This window comes from Silvimonas terrae (assembly GCF_014202765.1).
GTDB classification, from domain to species: Bacteria; Pseudomonadota; Gammaproteobacteria; order Burkholderiales; family Chitinibacteraceae; genus Silvimonas; species Silvimonas terrae.
Genome location: NZ_JACHHN010000001.1, coordinates 173,864 through 191,529 on the forward strand (window position 1 = coordinate 173,864; position 17,666 = coordinate 191,529).

Consider the following 17,666-nt stretch of genomic DNA (forward strand, 5'->3'; position numbering starts at 1 on the left):
ATTCGGAGCGATAGCGACAATCCACCAGCACTACGGCGGATTGCTACGCGAATCCACCCTACGGCTACTTCGACATCCGCATCACTGACACTGCCATGCTGGTTATGCGGAAGTAACCCCTCACTCCTCCCACCTCACTCCTCACAGGTGTTACATGGATGACTCGCTGATCGCGCGCGCCCGCAGGCGGCAGGCGTACTGGCTGGTGCTGCCCGTGATTGTGGTGCTGGCGGCGATTGCCGGCTGGCCTTTGCTGCGCACCATCTGGTTCAGCCTGACCAACGCCCAGCTTTCTGACATGGGTAACAGCCAGTTTGTTGGCCTTGCCAATTACGTGGGCGAGGCCGGTGTGCTGCGTGATGGCGAATGGTGGAACTCCGTGCGCAACACGCTGTTTTTTGCCGTGATTTCGGTGATTCTGGAAACGCTGCTGGGCCTGGGCGTTGCGCTCTTGCTCAACACGCCGTCCCGTATCCAGGCACTGCTGCGCGCTGCGGTACTGGTGCCGTGGGCGATTCCGACCGTGGTGTCGGCCAAAATGTGGTCGTGGATGCTGAACGACCAGTTTGGCGTGGTGAACGCCATGCTGCAGAACCTGCACCTCATCTCGTCACCGCTGGCGTTTACCGCAGACCCGCATTTGTCGTTCCCGACCATCATCATGGTCGATGTCTGGAAAACCACGCCGTTCATGGCCTTGCTGATCCTGGCTGCGCTGCAACTGGTGCCGGAAGATTGTTACGAAGCCGCGCATATGGATGGCGTGCCGCGCTGGCGCATTTTCCGCTACATCACGCTGCCGCTGATCATGCCGGGCGTTCTGGTCGCCATGATTTTCCGCACGCTGGACGCGCTGCGGGTGTTCGATCTGATTTACGTGATGACGTCCAACAGCCATGTCACCAAGAGCATGTCGGTGTATGTGCGTGAGCAATTGATCGACTTCCAGCAAGTGGGCTACGGCTCTGCCTCTGCCACCTTGTTGTTCCTGATCATTGCCGTCTCGACCACCATTTACATGGTGGGCACCCGTACCCGCGTGGAGGGCAACTGATGAAAAAGAACCCTTGGGGCGTGATCGGGTTTTACGCGGCATCGATTGTCGTACTGATCTTTGCGTTGTTCCCGTTCTACTACGCCATTGTGTCGTCGCTGAAAAACGGCAGTGCGCTGTTTTCCACGTCGCTGTGGCCGGCGCACCCGTCGCTGGCCAATTACATCGCCATCTTCAAAGAGCAGTCTTTTGGCGCCAACCTGGCCAACTCCGTGTTTGTGGCGGGCGGCGTGGTGGCGTTCTCGCTGGGCTTGTCCATGCTGGCGGCGTATGCCCTGGGGCGGGTGTCGTTCCGTGGGCGTGGCACCTTGATGATGTGCATTTTGTCGGTGTCCATGTTCCCGCAAGTGGCGCTGTTGTCGGGTTTGTTCGAGTTGATTCGCACTCTGGGTTTGTACGACAGCCTGTGGGCGCTGATGCTGGCCGACCTGATTTTTACGCTGCCGTTCACCGTGTGGGTGCTGGTTACCTTTATGCGTGACCTGCCCAAAGAGATTGAAGAAGCGGCGGTGATGGATGGCGTGGGTATCTTCACGCTGATCTTTCGCATTTTCTTGCCACTGCTGTGGCCGGCGCTGGTGGCCACGGGTTTGCTGGCCTTTATTGCGGCGTGGAACGAGTTCCTGTTTGCCCTGACCTTCACGCTTTCTAACGATGAACGCACCGTACCGGTGGCCATTGCGCTGATCTCTGGCGGCAGTAGTTTTGAATTGCCCTGGGGCTTGCTGATGGCGGCTTCGGTGATTGTGACAGTGCCGTTGATTGCGCTGGTGCTGATTTTCCAGCGGCACATTGTGTCCGGGCTGACGGCCGGGGCGGTAAAGGGGTAGGGCGGTGGCGCGCTGCAATCCACTGTCGCGATGGTGGATTGTCGCCAAGGCTCCGAATCCACCCTACGCCGTTGTTCCTTTGTGGCGCAAAAAACAGTAATACGCAGACCTGTGACTCGTCATTCCCGCGAAGGCGGGAATCCAGTTCTGAACAAACTGTGCCGAAGGCACTTGCACCGTGGTTTTAGTAAACATTGCAGCTGGATTCCGGCTCAAGGCCGGAATGACGAAGTGGTGTGCAAAGGCTGTAGGGTGGATTCGCGTAGCAATCCACGTTACGCCCCCAACAAATTCCGGTGTGCAGCCCAACCCGCTGCACCCAACCAACAACCGAACAAACATCAACCGAGCAGGAGACCATCTCATGTCCCAACCCCAAACCAACTGGTGGCGCGGCGCTGTCATTTACCAGGTTTACCCACGCAGCTTTCAGGACAGCAATGGCGATGGCATCGGCGACCTGCCGGGCGTGACGCAACGGCTGGAGCACATTGCCAGCCTGGGCGCGCAAGCCGTGTGGCTGTCGCCGTTCTTCACCAGCCCCATGCTGGATTTTGGCTACGACGTGTCCGACTACTGCGATGTCGACCCCATCTTTGGCACGTTGGCGGACTTCGACAAACTGGTTGCGCGTGCGCATGCGCTGGGTTTGAAGGTGCTGATTGATCTGGTGCTGAGCCATACTTCTGACCAGCACCCCTGGTTCAAGGAAAGCCGCAGCAGCCGGGACAACGCCAGAAAAGACTGGTACGTGTGGGCAGAATCCAAAGAAGATGGCACGCCGCCGAACAACTGGCTGTCAATCTTCGGTGGTTCGGCCTGGCAGTGGGACACCCGCCGCCAGCAGTACTACATGCACAACTTCCTGACCAGCCAGCCCGATCTGAACTTCCACACCCCGGCGGTGCAGGATGCCTTGCTGGATGTGGCGAAATTCTGGCTGGATCGCGGCGTAGATGGTTTCCGCCTGGATACCGTCAATTTCTACGTGCACGACCAACAACTGCGCGACAACCCGGCCATGCCACGCGGCAATATCTCCAACACCGCGCCGATGGTGAATCCGTACACCCGCCAGCAACACGTGCACGACAAAACGCAGCCAGAGAACCTGTTGTTCCTGCAAAAGCTGCGGGCGCTGTGTGACAAGTACGACGACATCACCACGATTGGCGAGATTGGTGACGATCACCAGTACCAGACACTCGCCCAGTACACCGAAGGCAACAATCGCCTGCACATGGCCTACGTGTTCGCGCTGCTGACCGAAATGTGCGAGCCCAAATACCTGCATGGCGTGCTGGCCGAGTATCTGCGTGACGCCGGCAACGCGTATGTGTGCTGGTCGCTGGGCAACCACGACGTGCCGCGTCTGGTCACCCGCTGGGCCGCGCTGGGTGGCGATGAACGTCAACGCGCCAACATCCTGGGCGCTTTCCTGATGTCCCTGCCGGGCGCCGTGTGTATTTACGAAGGCGAAGAACTGGGCCTGACCGATGTGGATGTGCCGTTTGAGCTGATGCAAGACCCGTATGGCATCACCATGTGGCCGGAATTCAAAGGCCGCGACGGCTGCCGCACGCCGATGCCGTGGGATCACAGCGCGCATCTGGGCTTTACCACCGGCACGCCATGGCTGCCGCTGGGTGAAGCGCACGGCAACAAGACGGTGGCCGACCAGGAAACGGATGTGGCATCGGTTATGAACGACTATCGCCGTTTTATCAGCTGGCGCAAGACGCAGGCCGCCGTGCAGTTTGGCAATCTGAAACTGCTGGATGCCCATGACCAGGTGGTGGCCTTTGTGCGTCAGCATGGCGATGAAACCACGCTGTGTGCGTTCAACCTGTCGGACAAACCGGCCACCTTCAAGCTGCCCGCCGGTGTGCAGGGCAGCAATATCGGTGGTCATGATTTCAGTGGTCATCTGGGCAACGGCCAGATTGATTTGGGGCCTTTGCAGGCATGTTTTGCGCGTGTCACGGGCGTTTAAACCAGAACAGTTCTTGCGAGGCGGGCACACGGTGGTGCCCGCCAGCACCGGGGAGACAAGCACATGAGCCACATTCAGCTCAAAGGTTTGCAAAAGAAATTTGGCGATACGCTGGTGTTGTCCGATGTCGATCTGGACATCAAACACGGTGAGTTCTGCGTGTTTATCGGCCCCTCCGGCTGTGGCAAGTCCACCTTGCTGCGCATTATTGCCGGGCTGGAAGCGCCCACAGGCGGTGATCTGTTCATTGGCGAAACGCGCGTTAACGACGTGCTGCCCGCCAAGCGCGATATCGCCATGGTGTTCCAGAGCTACGCGCTCTATCCGCACATGACGGTGGAAGAGAACATGGCCTTTGGCCTGCGTCACCTCAACCTGCCCGCGGGCGAAATCGAACAACGTCTTGCCACTGCCGCGCAGGCACTGAACCTGACCAATTTGTTGAAGCGCAAGCCCAAGGAACTCTCGGGTGGTCAGCGCCAGCGGGTGGCGATCGGGCGGGCCATTGTGCGCAAGCCCAAGGTCTTTTTGTTTGACGAACCGCTGTCTAACCTGGACGCCGCGCTGCGCGTGAAAACGCGGGTGGAGATCGCCAAGCTGCACCACAGCCTGCCGGACGTGAGCATGATCTATGTCACGCACGACCAGGTGGAGGCCATGACGCTGGGCGACAAGATTGTGCTGCTGCGCCCGTTGTCCGGCCAGGATGACTTGCCCAGTGTTGCGCAGGTGGGCCACCCGCTGGAGCTTTATCACCATCCGGCCAACCGTTTTGTCGCCGGTTTCATTGGGTCCCCAGCCATGAATTTTTTTGAGGGCACGGTACGGGCAATCAATCTGTCCTCGGTGGAGGTGGCGGTGGCGGGCGGTGAACTGTCGGCCTCGGTCGAAGGCGCGGGTTTGACGGAAGGCGCGCCGGTGACGCTGGGCATCCGTCCGGAACATATCCAGGTGGGCAGCGGCAATCTCAGCGGCAAGGTGATGCATCTGGAGCCCTTGGGCGAACACACTTATCTGCATCTGCAGACCTCTTTGTCGCCAGCGTCACTGATCGCCAAAACCCCGCGTGAAGACGTGAAGCTGGGTGAAACGGTGGCGTTTACCTTGCCGGCGCACGCCATGCATTTGTTCGATGCCAAGGGCGATGCGCACAAACGCACTGCGGTGCAGGAAGCGACGGTTTGACGGGTTTGGAAGGGTAGTAGAAGGTCTCCTCTTGAAGTGATTGAACAGCACCCATGTGGTGCGGGCAGGAGGCGGTAGGGTGGATTCGGCGCGGTAGCGACAATCCACCATCGCACAGGCGGATTGTCACTGCGTTCCGAATCCACCCTACGGTCGGTTCCGGCGTGCGCCGGAATGACGAGCCGGGGCAGAGCCTGGTACAGCGGCGGGGGCATCAAACAGCAAGAAAAAACAGCAGAAAAGAAAGGAGCAGTGGTCAGCCCCATCACCGTCAAGGCGGCACAGCCGGTGCGGCAGAGGAGAGTGCCGCAAACAGCATGGAGCTGACCACTGGAAGGCGCAGATGTCCTTCAGACCAAAGATTTTGCGAATGACGCGTTGCCCGACAAAACAAGACCGGCCTGGCAACGCAATTGCGGGCCGGTCCTACTGCTCGGTTGCTGCAAGGCGCGCCGCGGCGAACAAAACCCAGCGAAGCGGTGCCGACAAGGCGTGTGAAGCGAAGACAGTACATTGAGTACGGCAAGCGAGCACAACGCAGTCGGCAGGGTTTTGTTAGTCGCGGTGGTTACTGCTTGCAGAAGTTGAAGAACACCTCGTTCCAGTTCAGTTCATTCTTGAACGCACCCAGTTCGGTGCGCTTGCCAATCTGCACGTATTCAATGCCGGTCATTTCCGCAAACAAACGCAGTTGTTCCTGCGTCACGCCCTGCGTGTACACGGCGTGGTGTGCGCCACCTGCGTAAATCCAGGCGGCAGCGCTGGTTTGCAGGTCTGGCAGGGCTTTCCAGACCGCGCGGGCCACGGGCAATGCCGGCAGGGGCTTGGGTTGTTCGACGGTTTCCAGATCGTTGGCAATCAGGCGGAAGCGGTTGCCCATGTCGATCAGCGTGACGTTGATGGCCGGGCCTGGGCGCGCGCTGAACACCAGGCGCGCCGGGTCGGCCTTCTTGCCGATCGACAACGGCTGTACATCCAGCAAGGGTTTTTCATCATTGGCAATGGACGGACAGACTTCCAGCATATGGGCGCCAATCACCAGTTCGTTGCCTGGCGTAAAGTCATAGGTGTAGTCCTCCATGAACGATGCACCGCCTTGCTGGCCGGCGCTCATCACCTTGATGGCGCGCAGCAGGGCTGAGGTCTTCCAGTCGCCTTCCGCGCCAAAGCCGTAGCCCTGTTGCATCAGCCGTTGTACCGCCAGACCCGGCAGTTGGGTCAGGCCGTAGAGGTTTTCAAAGGTGGTGGTAAAGGCGTGGAAGCCACCTTTGTCCAGGAAATGCTTGATGCCCAGTTCAATGCGGGCGGCGTCGAGCAGATGGCTGCGCTTGTCGCCGCTGTTTTTCACGGCGTCCGAGAGCGTGTAGCTGGATTCGTACTCGGTAATGAGCGCGTCCAGTTCTTCTTGCGTGACAGCCTCAACCGACTTGACCAGGTCACCCAGTCCATAGGCATGCACGGCGTAGCCAAAGCGGATTTGCGCGGCGACCTTGTCGCCTTCGGTCACGGCCACTTCACGCATATTGTCGCCAAAGCGCGCTACTTTCAGATTGCGGCTGTCGTGCACGGCGGCAGCCACGCGAATCCAGTCACCCAGTTGGGTAGCCACAGAAGGGTCTTGCCAGTGGCCGACCACCACGTGGTATTGCTTGCGCATGCGTGCGCCGATGAAGCCGAACTCGCGGCCGCCGTGGGCGGTCTGGTTCAGGTTCATGAAGTCCATATCCATGCTGTTCCACGGCACCACCGAGTTGAACTGCGTATGCAGTTGCATCATCGGTTTTTCCAGCACGGCCAGCCCGTTGATCCACATTTTGGCCGGGCTGAAAGTGTGCAGCCAGGTCACCAGACCAATACAGTTTTTGGCGTAATTGGCATCGCGGCACAGTTGCAAAATGCCTTCTTGCGAGGTCACGGTCTCCTTGATGACCAGCTTTACCGGCAGGTTGGCTTCCGCGTTCAGACCCTTGACGATGCGTTCGGCGTTTTCCGCCACTTGTGCCAGGGTTTTTTTGCCGTACAGGTGCTGACTGCCTACGACAAACCAGACTTCCAGTTCTTTGAAGAATTCCATGTGATCGTTCTCGTATCCGGTGAAGAGGGGTTGTTCAGGCCACGCGGCGCGGCTTGGCGGGGACGGCCTCGGGCGGGGTGCCCTGGCCGTAGTACGCGTTGCTGCCGTGCTTGCGCAGGTAGTGTTTGTTCAACAGGTGATCGGGGATGGCGTGCTGGCTGGCGTTGAGCATCACGGTAAAGAGCGCCATGCGCGCCACTTCTTCCAGCACCACCGCGTTGTGCACGGCGTTGTCGGCGTCTTTGCCCCAGGCAAACGGCGCGTGTTCGCTGACCAGAATGCCCGGGATAGCCATGACGTCGCCATCACCGATCGTTTCGATAATCACCTTGCCGGTATTGGCCTCATACGCGCTCTCGATCTCCGCCGCGCTCAGCGCACGGGTGCAGGGGATCGCGCCGTAGAAGTAATCAGCGTGGGTGGTGCCCAGCGCGGGGATGTCCCGGCAGGCCTGCGCCCAGGAGGTGGCATGGGTAGAGTGCGTGTGCACAATGCCGCCAATCTGCGGGTACCGGTTGTACAGCGCCAGGTGCGTGGGTGTGTCCGAGGACGGGCGCAGCGTGCCTTCGACCCGCTCGCCATTCAGATCGAGCACCACCATGTCTTCAACCTTCATGCGCTCATAGCTCACGCCGCTGGGCTTGATGGCGACCAGATTGCGTTCACGATCAATCCCGCTGACATTGCCCCAGGTGAAGGTCACCAGCCCGTGTTTGGGCAGTTCCAGATTGGCGGCCAGCACTTCTTCTTTCAGTTGCAGGACGGTCGGCATATCAATGCTCCCCTGCGGCGTACAGCGGTTCGGTGGCGGCAGACCAGGCTTGATAGCGCTGGTAGTAGGCCTCGTATTTGGCGGCCGCTACCGGATCAGGCTGGTAGCTGCGTTCAATCTTGCTGGCCATGTGTGCTTGCGCGGTGGCGACATCCGGATGGATGCCGGCGGCAACCGCACCGAAGATGGCCGCGCCCAGCGCGCAACATTGATCCGAACCCACTACGTCCATCTGCCGGTTCATCACATCCGCGCACACCTGCATCACGGTGGGGGATTTGCGGGCAATGCCGCCCAGCGCCAGCACGCTGTTTACGGCGATGTCCTGACTGGTAAAGCATTCCATGATGGCGCGGGCCCCACAGGCGGTCGCGGCAATGAAACCGCCAAACAGCGCCGGTGCGTCTGAGCCCAGATCCAGCCCGCCGACCACGCCTTTCAGGCGCTGGTTGGCATACGGTGTGCGGCGGCCGTTGAGCCAGTCCAGCACCAGCGGCAGGTGATCAATATCCGGCCGGGCGGCAAAGGCTTCGGTGAGTGTCGGCAACAAGTCTTCTTGCAGCTTGTTGAGCGCAGGGGCGAGTTCTGGCTGGTGTCGGGCGGCCTGTTGCAGTGGCCAGCTCAAGAGTTTTGCCAGCCAGGCATACATATCGCCAAAGGCCGACTGGCCGGCTTCCAGACCAATTTTGCCGGGCACCACGCTGCCATCGACCTGGCCGCAGATGCCCGCCACGGCGCGCTCGCCAATATCAGTGGGGTCCGCAATCAGGATGTCACAGGTCGATGTCCCAATAACCTTGACCAGCGTGTTGTCGCCCGCGCCCGCGCCGACCGCGCCCATGTGGCAGTCAAACGCACCGCCGGAAATGATCACGTGGGCTGGCAGTTCCAGCTTGCTGGCCCACTCGGTAGTGATGCGGCCAACCGGCACATCCGCGGTATACGTTTCAGTAAACAGCGGCTGGTCCAGGTGTTCCAGCAACAACGGGTCCAATGTGTTCAGGAAGGCCTTGCCCGGCACGCCACCCCAGCTTTCATGCCAGAGCGATTTGTGTCCGGCACTACACCGGCCACGCTTGAGTTGATCGGCGCGGGTGGTGCCACTCAACAGGGCGGGCACCCAGTCCGCCAGTTCCACCCAACTGGTGGCGGCTTTGGCAACAGCCGGGTCGGCGCGCGATACATGCAGCGCTTTGGCCCAGAACCATTCAGACGAGTAAATACCGCCGATGTAGCGTGTGTAATCCGGGTACAAACCGGCGGCACTGCCTTCTTGTGCCAGTTTGGTAATGGCCTCAGCCTCGGCAATGGCGGTGTGGTCTTTCCACAGCACAAACATGGCATTGGGGTTGTCGGCAAAGGCCGGCGTCAGCGCCAGCACCTCGCCAGAAGCGTTGACTGGCGCGGGTGTGGAGCCCGTGGTGTCCACGCCCAGACCCTTGATGCCCTCGCGCTGGGCCGGGCTCAGTTGCGCGACGACATTGCGTACCGCCGTCTGCATGGACTCGATGTAGTCGAGTGGATGATGACGAAACTGGTTGGCCGTCGGCACGCAAAATTCGCCTTTGCTCCAGCGCGGATAGTAAGCAACGGCCGTAGCCAGCTCGGCCCCGCTGTGACAATCGACCGCCAGCACGCGGACAGAGTCACTGCCAAAGTCCAGACCTATGGATATATCTACTGACATGGAAAGAAACGCCTTTTCGGGTGGCTGTTCAGGTTTTCCCGAAGAATAGGGCGCTGCGGCCAAGGTCTATAAGGAGGCGCTGGTCAAGAATATGGACAAATCTCCTTTGTGTGGTATCTGACCCAGTTGAGCATGGACAAACCCGCACTTTCTTGCCGAACATATGGATTAAGTCGCTAAACTGTAATCTGGAGTAAGTTGCTACAAAAATCTGGGCCATATAATCGCCACAACTTCAGCCGGCAGCAAAAAAAGCGACTCTGTATCCGCGTGTTTGCTGCATCGCACGGCTAAGTGGCTGGTATTTGTAAGTACGTTGTTCCAGGTACGACCTATAGCGAAACGCAAATATAACGGAGTCAGATATGAACAAAATGGTCAAATTGCTCACTTTGAGCTGTGTCATGTTCGGTGCAGTGGGCAGTGCGTACGCCGCAGAAAAACTGGGTTATCTGGTCAAGCAGCCGGAAGAGCCCTGGTTCCAGACTGAATGGGCCTTTGCTGAGAAAGCCGGCAAGGATATGGGCTTTGAGGTGATCAAGATCGCCGTGCCGGATGGTGAGAAAACCCTGAACGCCATCGACACCCTGGCCGCCAGCGGCGCCAAGGGTTTTGTGATCTGCACCCCTGATCCCAAGCTGGGCCCGGCCATCATGGCCAAGGCCAATGCGCTGGGCCTGAAAGTGGTGACCGTGGACGATCAGTTCGTCAACGCCAAGGGTCAGCCGATGACCGAAGTACCGCTGCTAATGATGGCTGCCTCCAAGGTCGGGGAGCGTCAAGGTCAAGAGCTGTACAAGGAAATGAAAAAGCGGAACTGGAACGCCAAGGACACCGGCGTGCTGGCCATTACTGCCAACGAACTGGATACCGCGCGCCGCCGTACTGACGGCGCCATGGGTGCACTCAAGGCAGATGGCTTCCCGGCTGGCCAGATCTACACCGTACCGACCAAGTCCAATGACATCCCGGGTGCACTGGATGCCGCCAACTCCATGCTGGTGCAACACCCGAATGTGAAGAACTGGCTGGTGATCGGCATGAACGACAACACCGTGCTGGGCGGGATTCGCGCCACCGAAGGTCAAGGCTTCAAGGCCCCGAACGTGATCGGTATCGGTATCAATGGTGTGGATGCCAAGAACGAACTGGGCAAGGCGCAAGCCACCGGTTTCTATGGCTCTTTGCTGCCTAGCCCGGACGTCCACGGCTATCAGTCCATCAAGATGCTGCATGAGTGGGTTGCCAACGGTAAGGCGCCGGCCAAGTTCACAGAAGTGAGCGACGTCGTGCTGATTACCCGCGACAACTACAAGGATGAGCTGAAGAAGAAGGGGCTGTGATGTGTGAGGGGAGAGGCGTGAGGCGTGAGGTGTAAAACCTTGTGCTTTGTGGCTCGATCCTCACTGCAACTTTTGGTTTTCATCGGGTGGCATTACGCCATCCGGTGAGCCCGTTGATGAATCCAGCGCGTTGGGTTTTGGGGTTTTCCCCCCACACCTAACGCCTCACGCCTCACACAAAAATGACTGAATCCGCAAAACCGTATCTGGCGTTCAAAGGCATTGGCAAAGTGTTCCCCGGCGTGAAGGCGCTGCAGGACATCTCCTTTGGCTGCCAGCAAGGTTCGGTGCACGCCCTGATGGGTGAAAACGGCGCCGGCAAGTCCACGCTGCTGAAAATCCTCTCGGGCATGTACCAGCCCAGCAGCGGCCAGATCGAAATCGACGGCACGCCCGTCCAGTTCAACCACGCCCAGGACGCCCTCAAGGCGGGTGTGGCGATCATTTATCAGGAATTGCATCTGGCACCGGACATGACGGTGGCAGAGAACATTTATCTGGGCCAGTTACCGCATCGCTTTGGCGTGGTGGATCGCGCCGCGCTCTCGCGCATGGCCGCAGAAAAGCTCCAGTACCTGGGCATGGATATCGCCCCGGAAACCCCATTGCGACGCCTGTCGATTGCGCAGTGGCAGATGGTGGAAATCGCCAAGGCGCTGACCCGCAACGCCCGCGTCATTGCGTTTGATGAGCCGACCAGCTCGCTCTCCGCACGCGAGATCGAACAACTGTTCCGCGTGATCAATGAACTGAAAGCCGAAGGCCGCGTGATTCTGTATGTCTCGCACCGCATGGAAGAAATCTTCCGCATGTGCGACGCCGTGACCGTGTTCAAGGACGGCCGTTACGTCAATACCTGGAACGATATGTCGACGGTAACGCACGACCAGTTGGTGCAAGCCATGGTCGGTCGTGAACTGGGCGATATCTACGATTACCGCCCGCGCGAACACGGCGAAGTACGGCTGGACGTGCGTGACTTGCTGGCGCCCGGTCTGCGTGAGCCGGCTTCTTTGCAAGTACGCCGGGGCGAGATTGTCGGGCTGTTTGGTCTGGTGGGCGCGGGCCGCTCCGAGTTGATGAAAGCCATTTTTGGCGGTGCGCCGGTGTTTTCCGGGCAGGTGAGTGTGGATGGCCAGGTGCTGCGCATTCGCCGTCCGGGCGACGCCATTGCCGCCGGCATCATGCTGTGCCCGGAAGACCGCAAGGCAGAAGGCATCGTGCCGGTACATTCGGTGCGGGACAACATCAACATCAGCGCGCGGCGCCGCACGGTGAAGGGCGGCTGCCTGATTGATGAAAGCTGGGAGCGCGCCAACGGCGCAAAGATGGTCAAGGAACTGAACGTCCGCACGCCATCTGACCAGCAACTGATCATGAACCTGTCCGGTGGCAATCAGCAAAAAGCCATCCTGGGCCGCTGGTTGTCCGAAGACATGAAAATCATGTTGCTGGACGAACCCACCCGTGGGATCGACGTCGGCGCCAAGCACGAAATTTACCGCGTGATGTACGACCTGGCCGAACACGGCATTTCCATCCTGTTTGCCTCCAGCGACCTGCCAGAGGCCCTGGGTCTGGCAGACCGCGTGGTCATCATGCGTGAAGGCCGCATCGTGGGTGAATTGCTGCACGACGAAGCCACAGAACAAAAAGCGCTGGCCCTGGCGATGTTGCGTCAGCCGGCCCACACCGTCGAAGTCGCCTGATCGCGCCGCCGGTTTATCTCAGTCATTTGCTTTTGAAGGAACCAGAAATGTCCAAAGCTTCTGTTAACCCGGCGGTCGGTGTGCCGGAAATCACCCTGGCACCCGGGCGCTCGGTCTTTGCGCGCCTGTGGGACACCTACGGCATGTTGCTGGTGTTCCTGGTCCTGTTTATTGCCTGTTCCGCGCTGGTGCCCAACTTCTTGTCGTTCCAGAACATGCGCGGTCTGGGGCTGGCGGTCTCGCTGGCCGGTATGGTGGGTTGCGGCATGTTGTTCTGCCTGGCCGCCGGGGACTTTGACCTCTCTGTCGGTTCGGTCGTGGCCTGCGCCGGCGTGGCTTGCGCCACCGTGATCAACATGACCAACAGCGTCACCATGGGCGTACTGGCCGGCGTGGCGACGGGTTTGGTGTTTGGTTTTCTCAATGGCGTCATCGTGGCCTGGCTGGGCATTAACGCGCTGATCACCACGCTGGCCAGCATGCAGATTGCGCGCGGCATGGCGTACATCATCTCGGATGGCAAAGCCGTGGGCGTGTCGGAAGAAAGCTTTTTTGCGCTGGGTAACACCAACTGGTTTGGCCTGCCGGCTCCGGTCTGGATCACCGTCATCTGCTTTGCCGTATTCGGCTTTGTCATGCGCCGCACCTTGTTCGGCCGCAACACGCTGGCGATTGGCGGTAACGAAGAAGCGGCGCGTCTGGCCGGCGTGAACGTGGTGCGCAACAAGATCGCCATTTTTACTCTCTCTGGCGTGATCAGCGCCTTTGCCGGTGTGGTGCTGGCTTCCCGCATGACCTCCGGCCAGCCGATGACGTCGCTGGGGCTGGAACTGACCGTAATCTCGGCCTGCGTACTGGGCGGGGTATCGCTCAAGGGCGGCATTGGCAAGATCAGTTATGTCGTTGCTGGCGTGTTGATTCTGGGCACAGTGGAAAACGCCATGAACCTGTTGAATATCTCGCCGTTTGCGCAGTACGTGGTACGTGGTCTGATTTTGCTGGCGGCAGTGATTTTTGACCGGTACAAACAAAAGAGCGCGACGCGGGTTTGAGGGTTTGCGCCACGAATACGGCCTCGCTGGCTGCGTTATGCTCGGCTTGCTAGTAGGGCCGTGTTGGTGGCTTGTGCTGGGGCTGGTCACTGTTTTTGAATTTGGGGTCGCTGTTGGGGTTGGGGTTGCTTTTGATTTTATTTCCCCGTTAAAGCCCAGCGCCGAGGGCGTGGAGGGAGACCTTAGGCTCCCGACCGACTGAGGGAAGCCCGGAGGGCCGCCCGGCTGGGGTCGCCTTTCTTTGGTTACTTTCTTTGGCGAAGCAAAGAAAGTGACGTGGGCCCGGCACCCCGGGTATCAAAAACAACCGCGCCGGCAGGCGCTAACACCCGCAACAATATTGCCCTGGTCAGTCACCCCGGATTCCCGCCTCTGGCTCCATCCGGGCTACGAGAAAGTTCTTTTCCGCAAAGGCCACCTGCGGCGGCCGGACTGGATTCCGGCTTTCGCCGGAATGACGAGGTAGTGGATAGGTCAAACGTCCCCATCCTTGCAAGGCGTGCAGCTGGATTCCGGCTTTCGCCGGAATGACGAAGTAGTGGATAGGGCAAACGTCCCCATCCTTGCCAGGTGTGCAGCCGGATTCCGGCCTTCGCCGGAATGACGAAATAGTGGATGCGGGGGACATCACTATCCTTGCAAGAATTGCAGCTGGATTCCCGCCTCAGCGGAGGGGAATGACGAAGTGGTAAAACAGGAACTCATCAATCTTGCAAACCGGCATACCGCAGTACTGACGTTCTTGAACAAAGACCCTTGCGCCGTCAGACGCCAACACGCCCCAAGAAGGCCCTCATGCAACCGCAACATCTAGACCCACCTGCCACCAAACAGAACCTCGACCCACTCATGCCGGGGTACTCGTTCAACCTGTACCTCGTGGCCGGGATCACCCCGATCATCGAGAACGGGCCGCTGGATTTCATCATCGACCGGCCCAAAGGCATGCAGGGCTACATCATCAATATGACGGTAGCAGGGCAAGGCAAAGTGTTCGACGGCGACGATGCGTTTTACGTCAACCCGGGTGACATGCTGCTGTTCTCGCCAGAGACCGTGCATTACTACGGCCGGGCGCCGGCCAGCCCCAACTGGTATCACCGCTGGATTTATTTTCGCCCGCGCGCTTACTGGGCGCCGTGGCTGAAATGGCAGGACCAGACCCGCAAGGTAGGCAAGCTGGTACTGCCTGACAAAACGCTGATGGCCGAGTTTGATGAACTGTTCCAGCAAATTGACCGCACGCACCGCGAAGGCCGGGTGACCAGTGAAGAGCTGGCGATCAATCTGCTGGAACGCTTGCTGATCCGCGCCTATGAAATCTCGCCGGAAAACCTGCCCAAGCCGCTCGATAGCCGGGTGCAGGAAGCCTGCCAGTACATTACCCGTCATCTGGGTCAGGAAATTGGCCTGGAAGACATAGCGCGGCACGTGTGCTTGTCGCCATCGCGGCTGGCGCATTTGTTCCGCGATCAGGTGGGCGTGAACATCCTGCGCTGGCGTGAAGACCAGCGCATTATCCTGGCCAAGCATTTGCTGCACAGTACGCGTACGCCCATTGCCCGCATTGCCGGCACGGTGGGCTATGAAGATCAACTGTATTTCTCCCGCGTGTTTCGCAAGCGTGTGGGCGTGAGCCCCAGCGAGTTTCGCAAAACCAGTGGTGAGCCACTCTATCCCTATCGCACCCCCAATATGGATTGGCCGCACATGGATGTAGAAGTCCCTGATAACGGCATGGAGTTCTATCTGTGACGCTAGCTAAAGCATCGCCCTGGCGCGTGTTGGCGTTTGATCTGGATGGCACGCTGCTGGGGCGGGATTTGCAGATCAGACCCGCGTCCATCGCCGCCATCCATGCCGCTCGGGACGCCGGGTTGAGGGTGATTCTGGTGACCGGACGCCATCACATCATGGCCAGGCCTTATCACCAGCAATTGGGCCTGGATACGCCGTTGCTGGCCTGCAACGGCAGCTATGCCTGGGATTTTGCCCGGGACGAAGCGCAATTTGCCCATCCGCTGACCGCCGTTGAGGCATTGCGGGTGCTGGAACTCACGCGAGAGTTCGGGGTGCATGCGCTGCTGTATCTGCAACGCGCGCAAGCCTACCAGGAGATAGAACCGCATCTGGCCCATCTGCTGGCCTGGGCGGCTGCGTTGCCGGCCAGTGTGCGGCCTGAGCTGATCCATGTCCCCGACCTGCTGCCGCTGGTGCAAGCCGAGCCGCTGATCTGGAAATACGCGGTGTCCTGCGAGATCGACGGGCGGATTGAGCCCTTTATCGCCCGCGTCAAAGCGCAACTGGGCCTTGCCTGCGAGCGTTCCGGGCCAAACCGGGTGGACGTCGCCAGCGCCGGCAACAGCAAAGGCGCCTTGCTGCAAAAGTGGCTGGCGGCCCAGGGAATAGAGGCCAGCGCGGTGGTGGCCTTTGGCGACAACCACAATGATATTTCCATGCTGCAAGGCGTCGGGCTGGGCGTGGCGATGGGTAACGCAGAGCCCGCCGTGCAAATGCGCGCAGCACGTGTGATTGGGGATCACGATAGCGATACCATTGCGCAGTTTGTCCAGCAAGACATTTTGCGCAGCCCGCCGGTGGTGCAGCGTGGTCTGCGCCCCGACACATTCCGCCAGACGTAGCGCGCCGGCCTCTCCAGCGTGATTCGGCAGGTCAGCCAGGACTGACTACAATAGGTAGCGCCAGGTCCCGACACATCCAAAACAGGCCCTGGAAAAACTGGCAGGCTTTATGCTGCTCCGTCGTGTCATAGACTGTGCGCGACCCTTATGCGCTTTGCGGAACCTACATGCCCGATATCAGAACGTTGCTGGCCCAGGCCGGTTCCAGCCTCGACCCCGTCACCGGGGCGATCAGTATGCCTATTTACCAGACTGCCACCTTTGCCCACCCGGCTCTGGGGCAAAGCACCGGCTACGACTACAGCCGCAGCAGCAACCCCACCCGCGCCGCGCTGGAAAGCACCATGGCACGGCTGGATGGTGCAGCGGCTTCGTTTGCCTTTGCCAGCGGTCTGGCCGCCATCAGCACCGCGCTGAGCCTGTTTAACCACGGTGATCATCTGGTGGTGGCAGAAGGTTGCTACGGCGGCACCCAGCGTTTGCTGGATCAAGTGTTTTCCCGCTTTGGCCTGACGGTGAGTTACGTGCCCGTGACCGAGCCCGATGCCTTTGCTGCGGCCATTAATCCCCACACCAAAGCCATCATTGTCGAAAGCCTGTCCAACCCCCTGCAGGAAGTGCCGGACTTGCCTGCGCTGGCGCAGCTTGCCAAATCGCGCAATGTGCAACTATGGGTGGATAACACCTTCCTCACCCCATACTGGTTGCGCCCGCTGGAACTGGGTGCGGATGTCGTCATCCACAGTGCCTCCAAATACCTGGCCGGACACAACGACACCATCGCCGGTATTTTGAGCGTGCGGGATGCTGAACTGGCCAGCCGTATCGGTTATCTGCAAAACGCTATGGGCGCAGTGCTGGGCCCGCAAGATGCCTGGCTGACGCTGCGCGGTCTTAAAACGCTGGCGCTGCGCCTTGAACAGCAACAATCCACCGCAGAAACGCTGGCGCAGTGGCTGGGCCAACAGCCGTTTGTGAAACAAGTGTATTACCCGGGTTTGCCGGAAGACGCCGGCCACCGTCTGCTCAAGCAATTTGCCGGCGGGGCAGGGGCGATTGTTTCGTTTGAAGTGGACAGCGTCGGGACGCTGGCTCGCCTGATCGAACAAACGCGCCTGATTGCCTATGCGGAAAGCCTGGGTGGTGTGGAAAGCCTGATCACCGTGCCCGCGCTGCAAACCCATGCCAACCTGGCGCCGGAAGAACGCGAACGGCAGGGGGTGACCGAGACCCTGGTCCGTCTTTCTGTGGGTATTGAAGCCGTCAGTGACTTGATTGCGGATATTGAAACCTCACTCGCCGGTTACGCCAGCAAGCGCTGAAAC

Annotated in this window: 13 protein-coding genes; 10 read left to right on the plus strand and 3 right to left on the minus strand. The window is 59.6% G+C overall.

Annotation, left to right across the window (positions count from 1 at the left end):
* The first annotated feature begins 154 nt into the window (after positions 1–154).
* The 4 genes from HNQ50_RS00695 (at position 155) to HNQ50_RS00710 (ending at position 5,062) form a co-directional block, all read left to right on the plus strand.
* Positions 155–1,054 (plus strand): carbohydrate ABC transporter permease, encoded by a 900-nt coding sequence (locus tag HNQ50_RS00695; protein WP_184096530.1) that lies wholly within the window; start codon positions 155–157, stop codon positions 1,052–1,054.
* The gene (locus tag HNQ50_RS00700; RefSeq protein WP_184096532.1) at positions 1,054–1,884 is read left to right on the plus strand and encodes a carbohydrate ABC transporter permease; all 831 of its coding nucleotides are present in this window, start codon (positions 1,054–1,056) and stop codon (positions 1,882–1,884) included. Before HNQ50_RS00695 ends, HNQ50_RS00700 begins: the two co-directional genes overlap by 1 nt.
* Positions 1,885–2,248: 364 nt before the next feature.
* The gene (locus tag HNQ50_RS00705) at positions 2,249–3,877 is read left to right on the plus strand and encodes an alpha-glucosidase family protein (protein ID WP_184096534.1); all 1,629 of its coding nucleotides are present in this window, start codon (positions 2,249–2,251) and stop codon (positions 3,875–3,877) included.
* Between the two features lie 63 nt (positions 3,878–3,940).
* Positions 3,941–5,062 (plus strand): ABC transporter ATP-binding protein, encoded by a 1,122-nt coding sequence (locus HNQ50_RS00710; protein ID WP_184096536.1) that lies wholly within the window; start codon positions 3,941–3,943, stop codon positions 5,060–5,062.
* 568 nt (positions 5,063–5,630) lie between these two features.
* Here HNQ50_RS00710 and araA read toward each other — a convergent pair.
* From araA to HNQ50_RS00725, 3 genes are read right to left on the minus strand one after another with little or no spacing between them, the layout of a single operon-like run.
* Positions 5,631–7,136, minus strand: a complete 1,506-nt coding sequence (gene araA, locus HNQ50_RS00715; RefSeq protein WP_184096538.1) for an L-arabinose isomerase — start codon at positions 7,134–7,136, stop codon at positions 5,631–5,633.
* 34 nt (positions 7,137–7,170) lie between these two features.
* Entirely contained in the window at positions 7,171–7,908 is a 738-nt protein-coding gene (locus HNQ50_RS00720) for an L-ribulose-5-phosphate 4-epimerase (RefSeq protein ID WP_184096539.1), read from the minus strand.
* A 1-nt stretch (position 7,909) separates the two neighbouring features.
* On the minus strand, positions 7,910–9,595 hold the full coding sequence (locus HNQ50_RS00725) for a ribulokinase (RefSeq protein ID WP_184096540.1): 1,686 nt from the start codon (positions 9,593–9,595) through the stop codon (positions 7,910–7,912).
* 365 nt (positions 9,596–9,960) lie between these two features.
* Here HNQ50_RS00725 and HNQ50_RS00730 point away from each other — a divergent pair, with 365 nt between their 5' ends.
* From HNQ50_RS00730 to HNQ50_RS00755, 6 genes are all read left to right on the plus strand, one after another.
* The gene (locus tag HNQ50_RS00730) at positions 9,961–10,938 is read left to right on the plus strand and encodes an arabinose ABC transporter substrate-binding protein (protein ID WP_184096542.1); all 978 of its coding nucleotides are present in this window, start codon (positions 9,961–9,963) and stop codon (positions 10,936–10,938) included.
* A gap of 182 nt (positions 10,939–11,120) precedes the next feature.
* Entirely contained in the window at positions 11,121–12,647 is a 1,527-nt protein-coding gene (gene araG / locus HNQ50_RS00735; RefSeq protein WP_184096544.1) for an L-arabinose ABC transporter ATP-binding protein AraG, read from the plus strand.
* 47 nt (positions 12,648–12,694) lie between these two features.
* Positions 12,695–13,699, plus strand: coding sequence for an L-arabinose ABC transporter permease AraH (araH, locus tag HNQ50_RS00740; protein ID WP_184096546.1), 1,005 nt, complete (start codon positions 12,695–12,697; stop codon positions 13,697–13,699).
* Positions 13,700–14,494: 795 nt separating this feature from the next.
* Entirely contained in the window at positions 14,495–15,454 is a 960-nt protein-coding gene (gene araC / locus HNQ50_RS00745; RefSeq protein WP_184096548.1) for an arabinose operon transcriptional regulator AraC, read from the plus strand.
* A complete protein-coding gene (locus HNQ50_RS00750; RefSeq protein ID WP_184096550.1) occupies positions 15,451–16,341 on the plus strand; it encodes a pyridoxal phosphatase in 891 nt (296 codons plus the stop codon). The genes araC and HNQ50_RS00750 overlap by 4 nt, the downstream gene beginning before the upstream one ends.
* A gap of 167 nt (positions 16,342–16,508) precedes the next feature.
* Positions 16,509–17,663, plus strand: a complete 1,155-nt coding sequence (locus HNQ50_RS00755; RefSeq protein ID WP_184096552.1) for a trans-sulfuration enzyme family protein — start codon at positions 16,509–16,511, stop codon at positions 17,661–17,663.
* Positions 17,664–17,666: the final 3 nt, after the last annotated feature.

Excerpts from the sequence above, each read along its gene's own strand:
- HNQ50_RS00695 (WP_184096530.1), top strand. The coding sequence starts at position 155 with ATGGATGACTCGCTGATCGCGCGCGCCCGCAGGCGGCAGGCGTACTGG.
- HNQ50_RS00700 (WP_184096532.1), top strand. The coding sequence starts at position 1,054 with ATGAAAAAGAACCCTTGGGGCGTGATCGGGTTTTACGCGGCATCGATT.
- HNQ50_RS00705 (WP_184096534.1), top strand. The coding sequence starts at position 2,249 with ATGTCCCAACCCCAAACCAACTGGTGGCGCGGCGCTGTCATTTACCAG.
- HNQ50_RS00710 (WP_184096536.1), top strand. The coding sequence starts at position 3,941 with ATGAGCCACATTCAGCTCAAAGGTTTGCAAAAGAAATTTGGCGATACG.
- araA (WP_184096538.1), bottom strand. The coding sequence starts at position 7,136 with ATGGAATTCTTCAAAGAACTGGAAGTCTGGTTTGTCGTAGGCAGTCAG.
- HNQ50_RS00720 (WP_184096539.1), bottom strand. The coding sequence starts at position 7,908 with ATGCCGACCGTCCTGCAACTGAAAGAAGAAGTGCTGGCCGCCAATCTG.
- HNQ50_RS00725 (WP_184096540.1), bottom strand. The coding sequence starts at position 9,595 with ATGTCAGTAGATATATCCATAGGTCTGGACTTTGGCAGTGACTCTGTC.
- HNQ50_RS00730 (WP_184096542.1), top strand. The coding sequence starts at position 9,961 with ATGAACAAAATGGTCAAATTGCTCACTTTGAGCTGTGTCATGTTCGGT.
- araG (WP_184096544.1), top strand. The coding sequence starts at position 11,121 with ATGACTGAATCCGCAAAACCGTATCTGGCGTTCAAAGGCATTGGCAAA.
- araH (WP_184096546.1), top strand. The coding sequence starts at position 12,695 with ATGTCCAAAGCTTCTGTTAACCCGGCGGTCGGTGTGCCGGAAATCACC.
- araC (WP_184096548.1), top strand. The coding sequence starts at position 14,495 with ATGCAACCGCAACATCTAGACCCACCTGCCACCAAACAGAACCTCGAC.
- HNQ50_RS00755 (WP_184096552.1), top strand. The coding sequence starts at position 16,509 with ATGCCCGATATCAGAACGTTGCTGGCCCAGGCCGGTTCCAGCCTCGAC.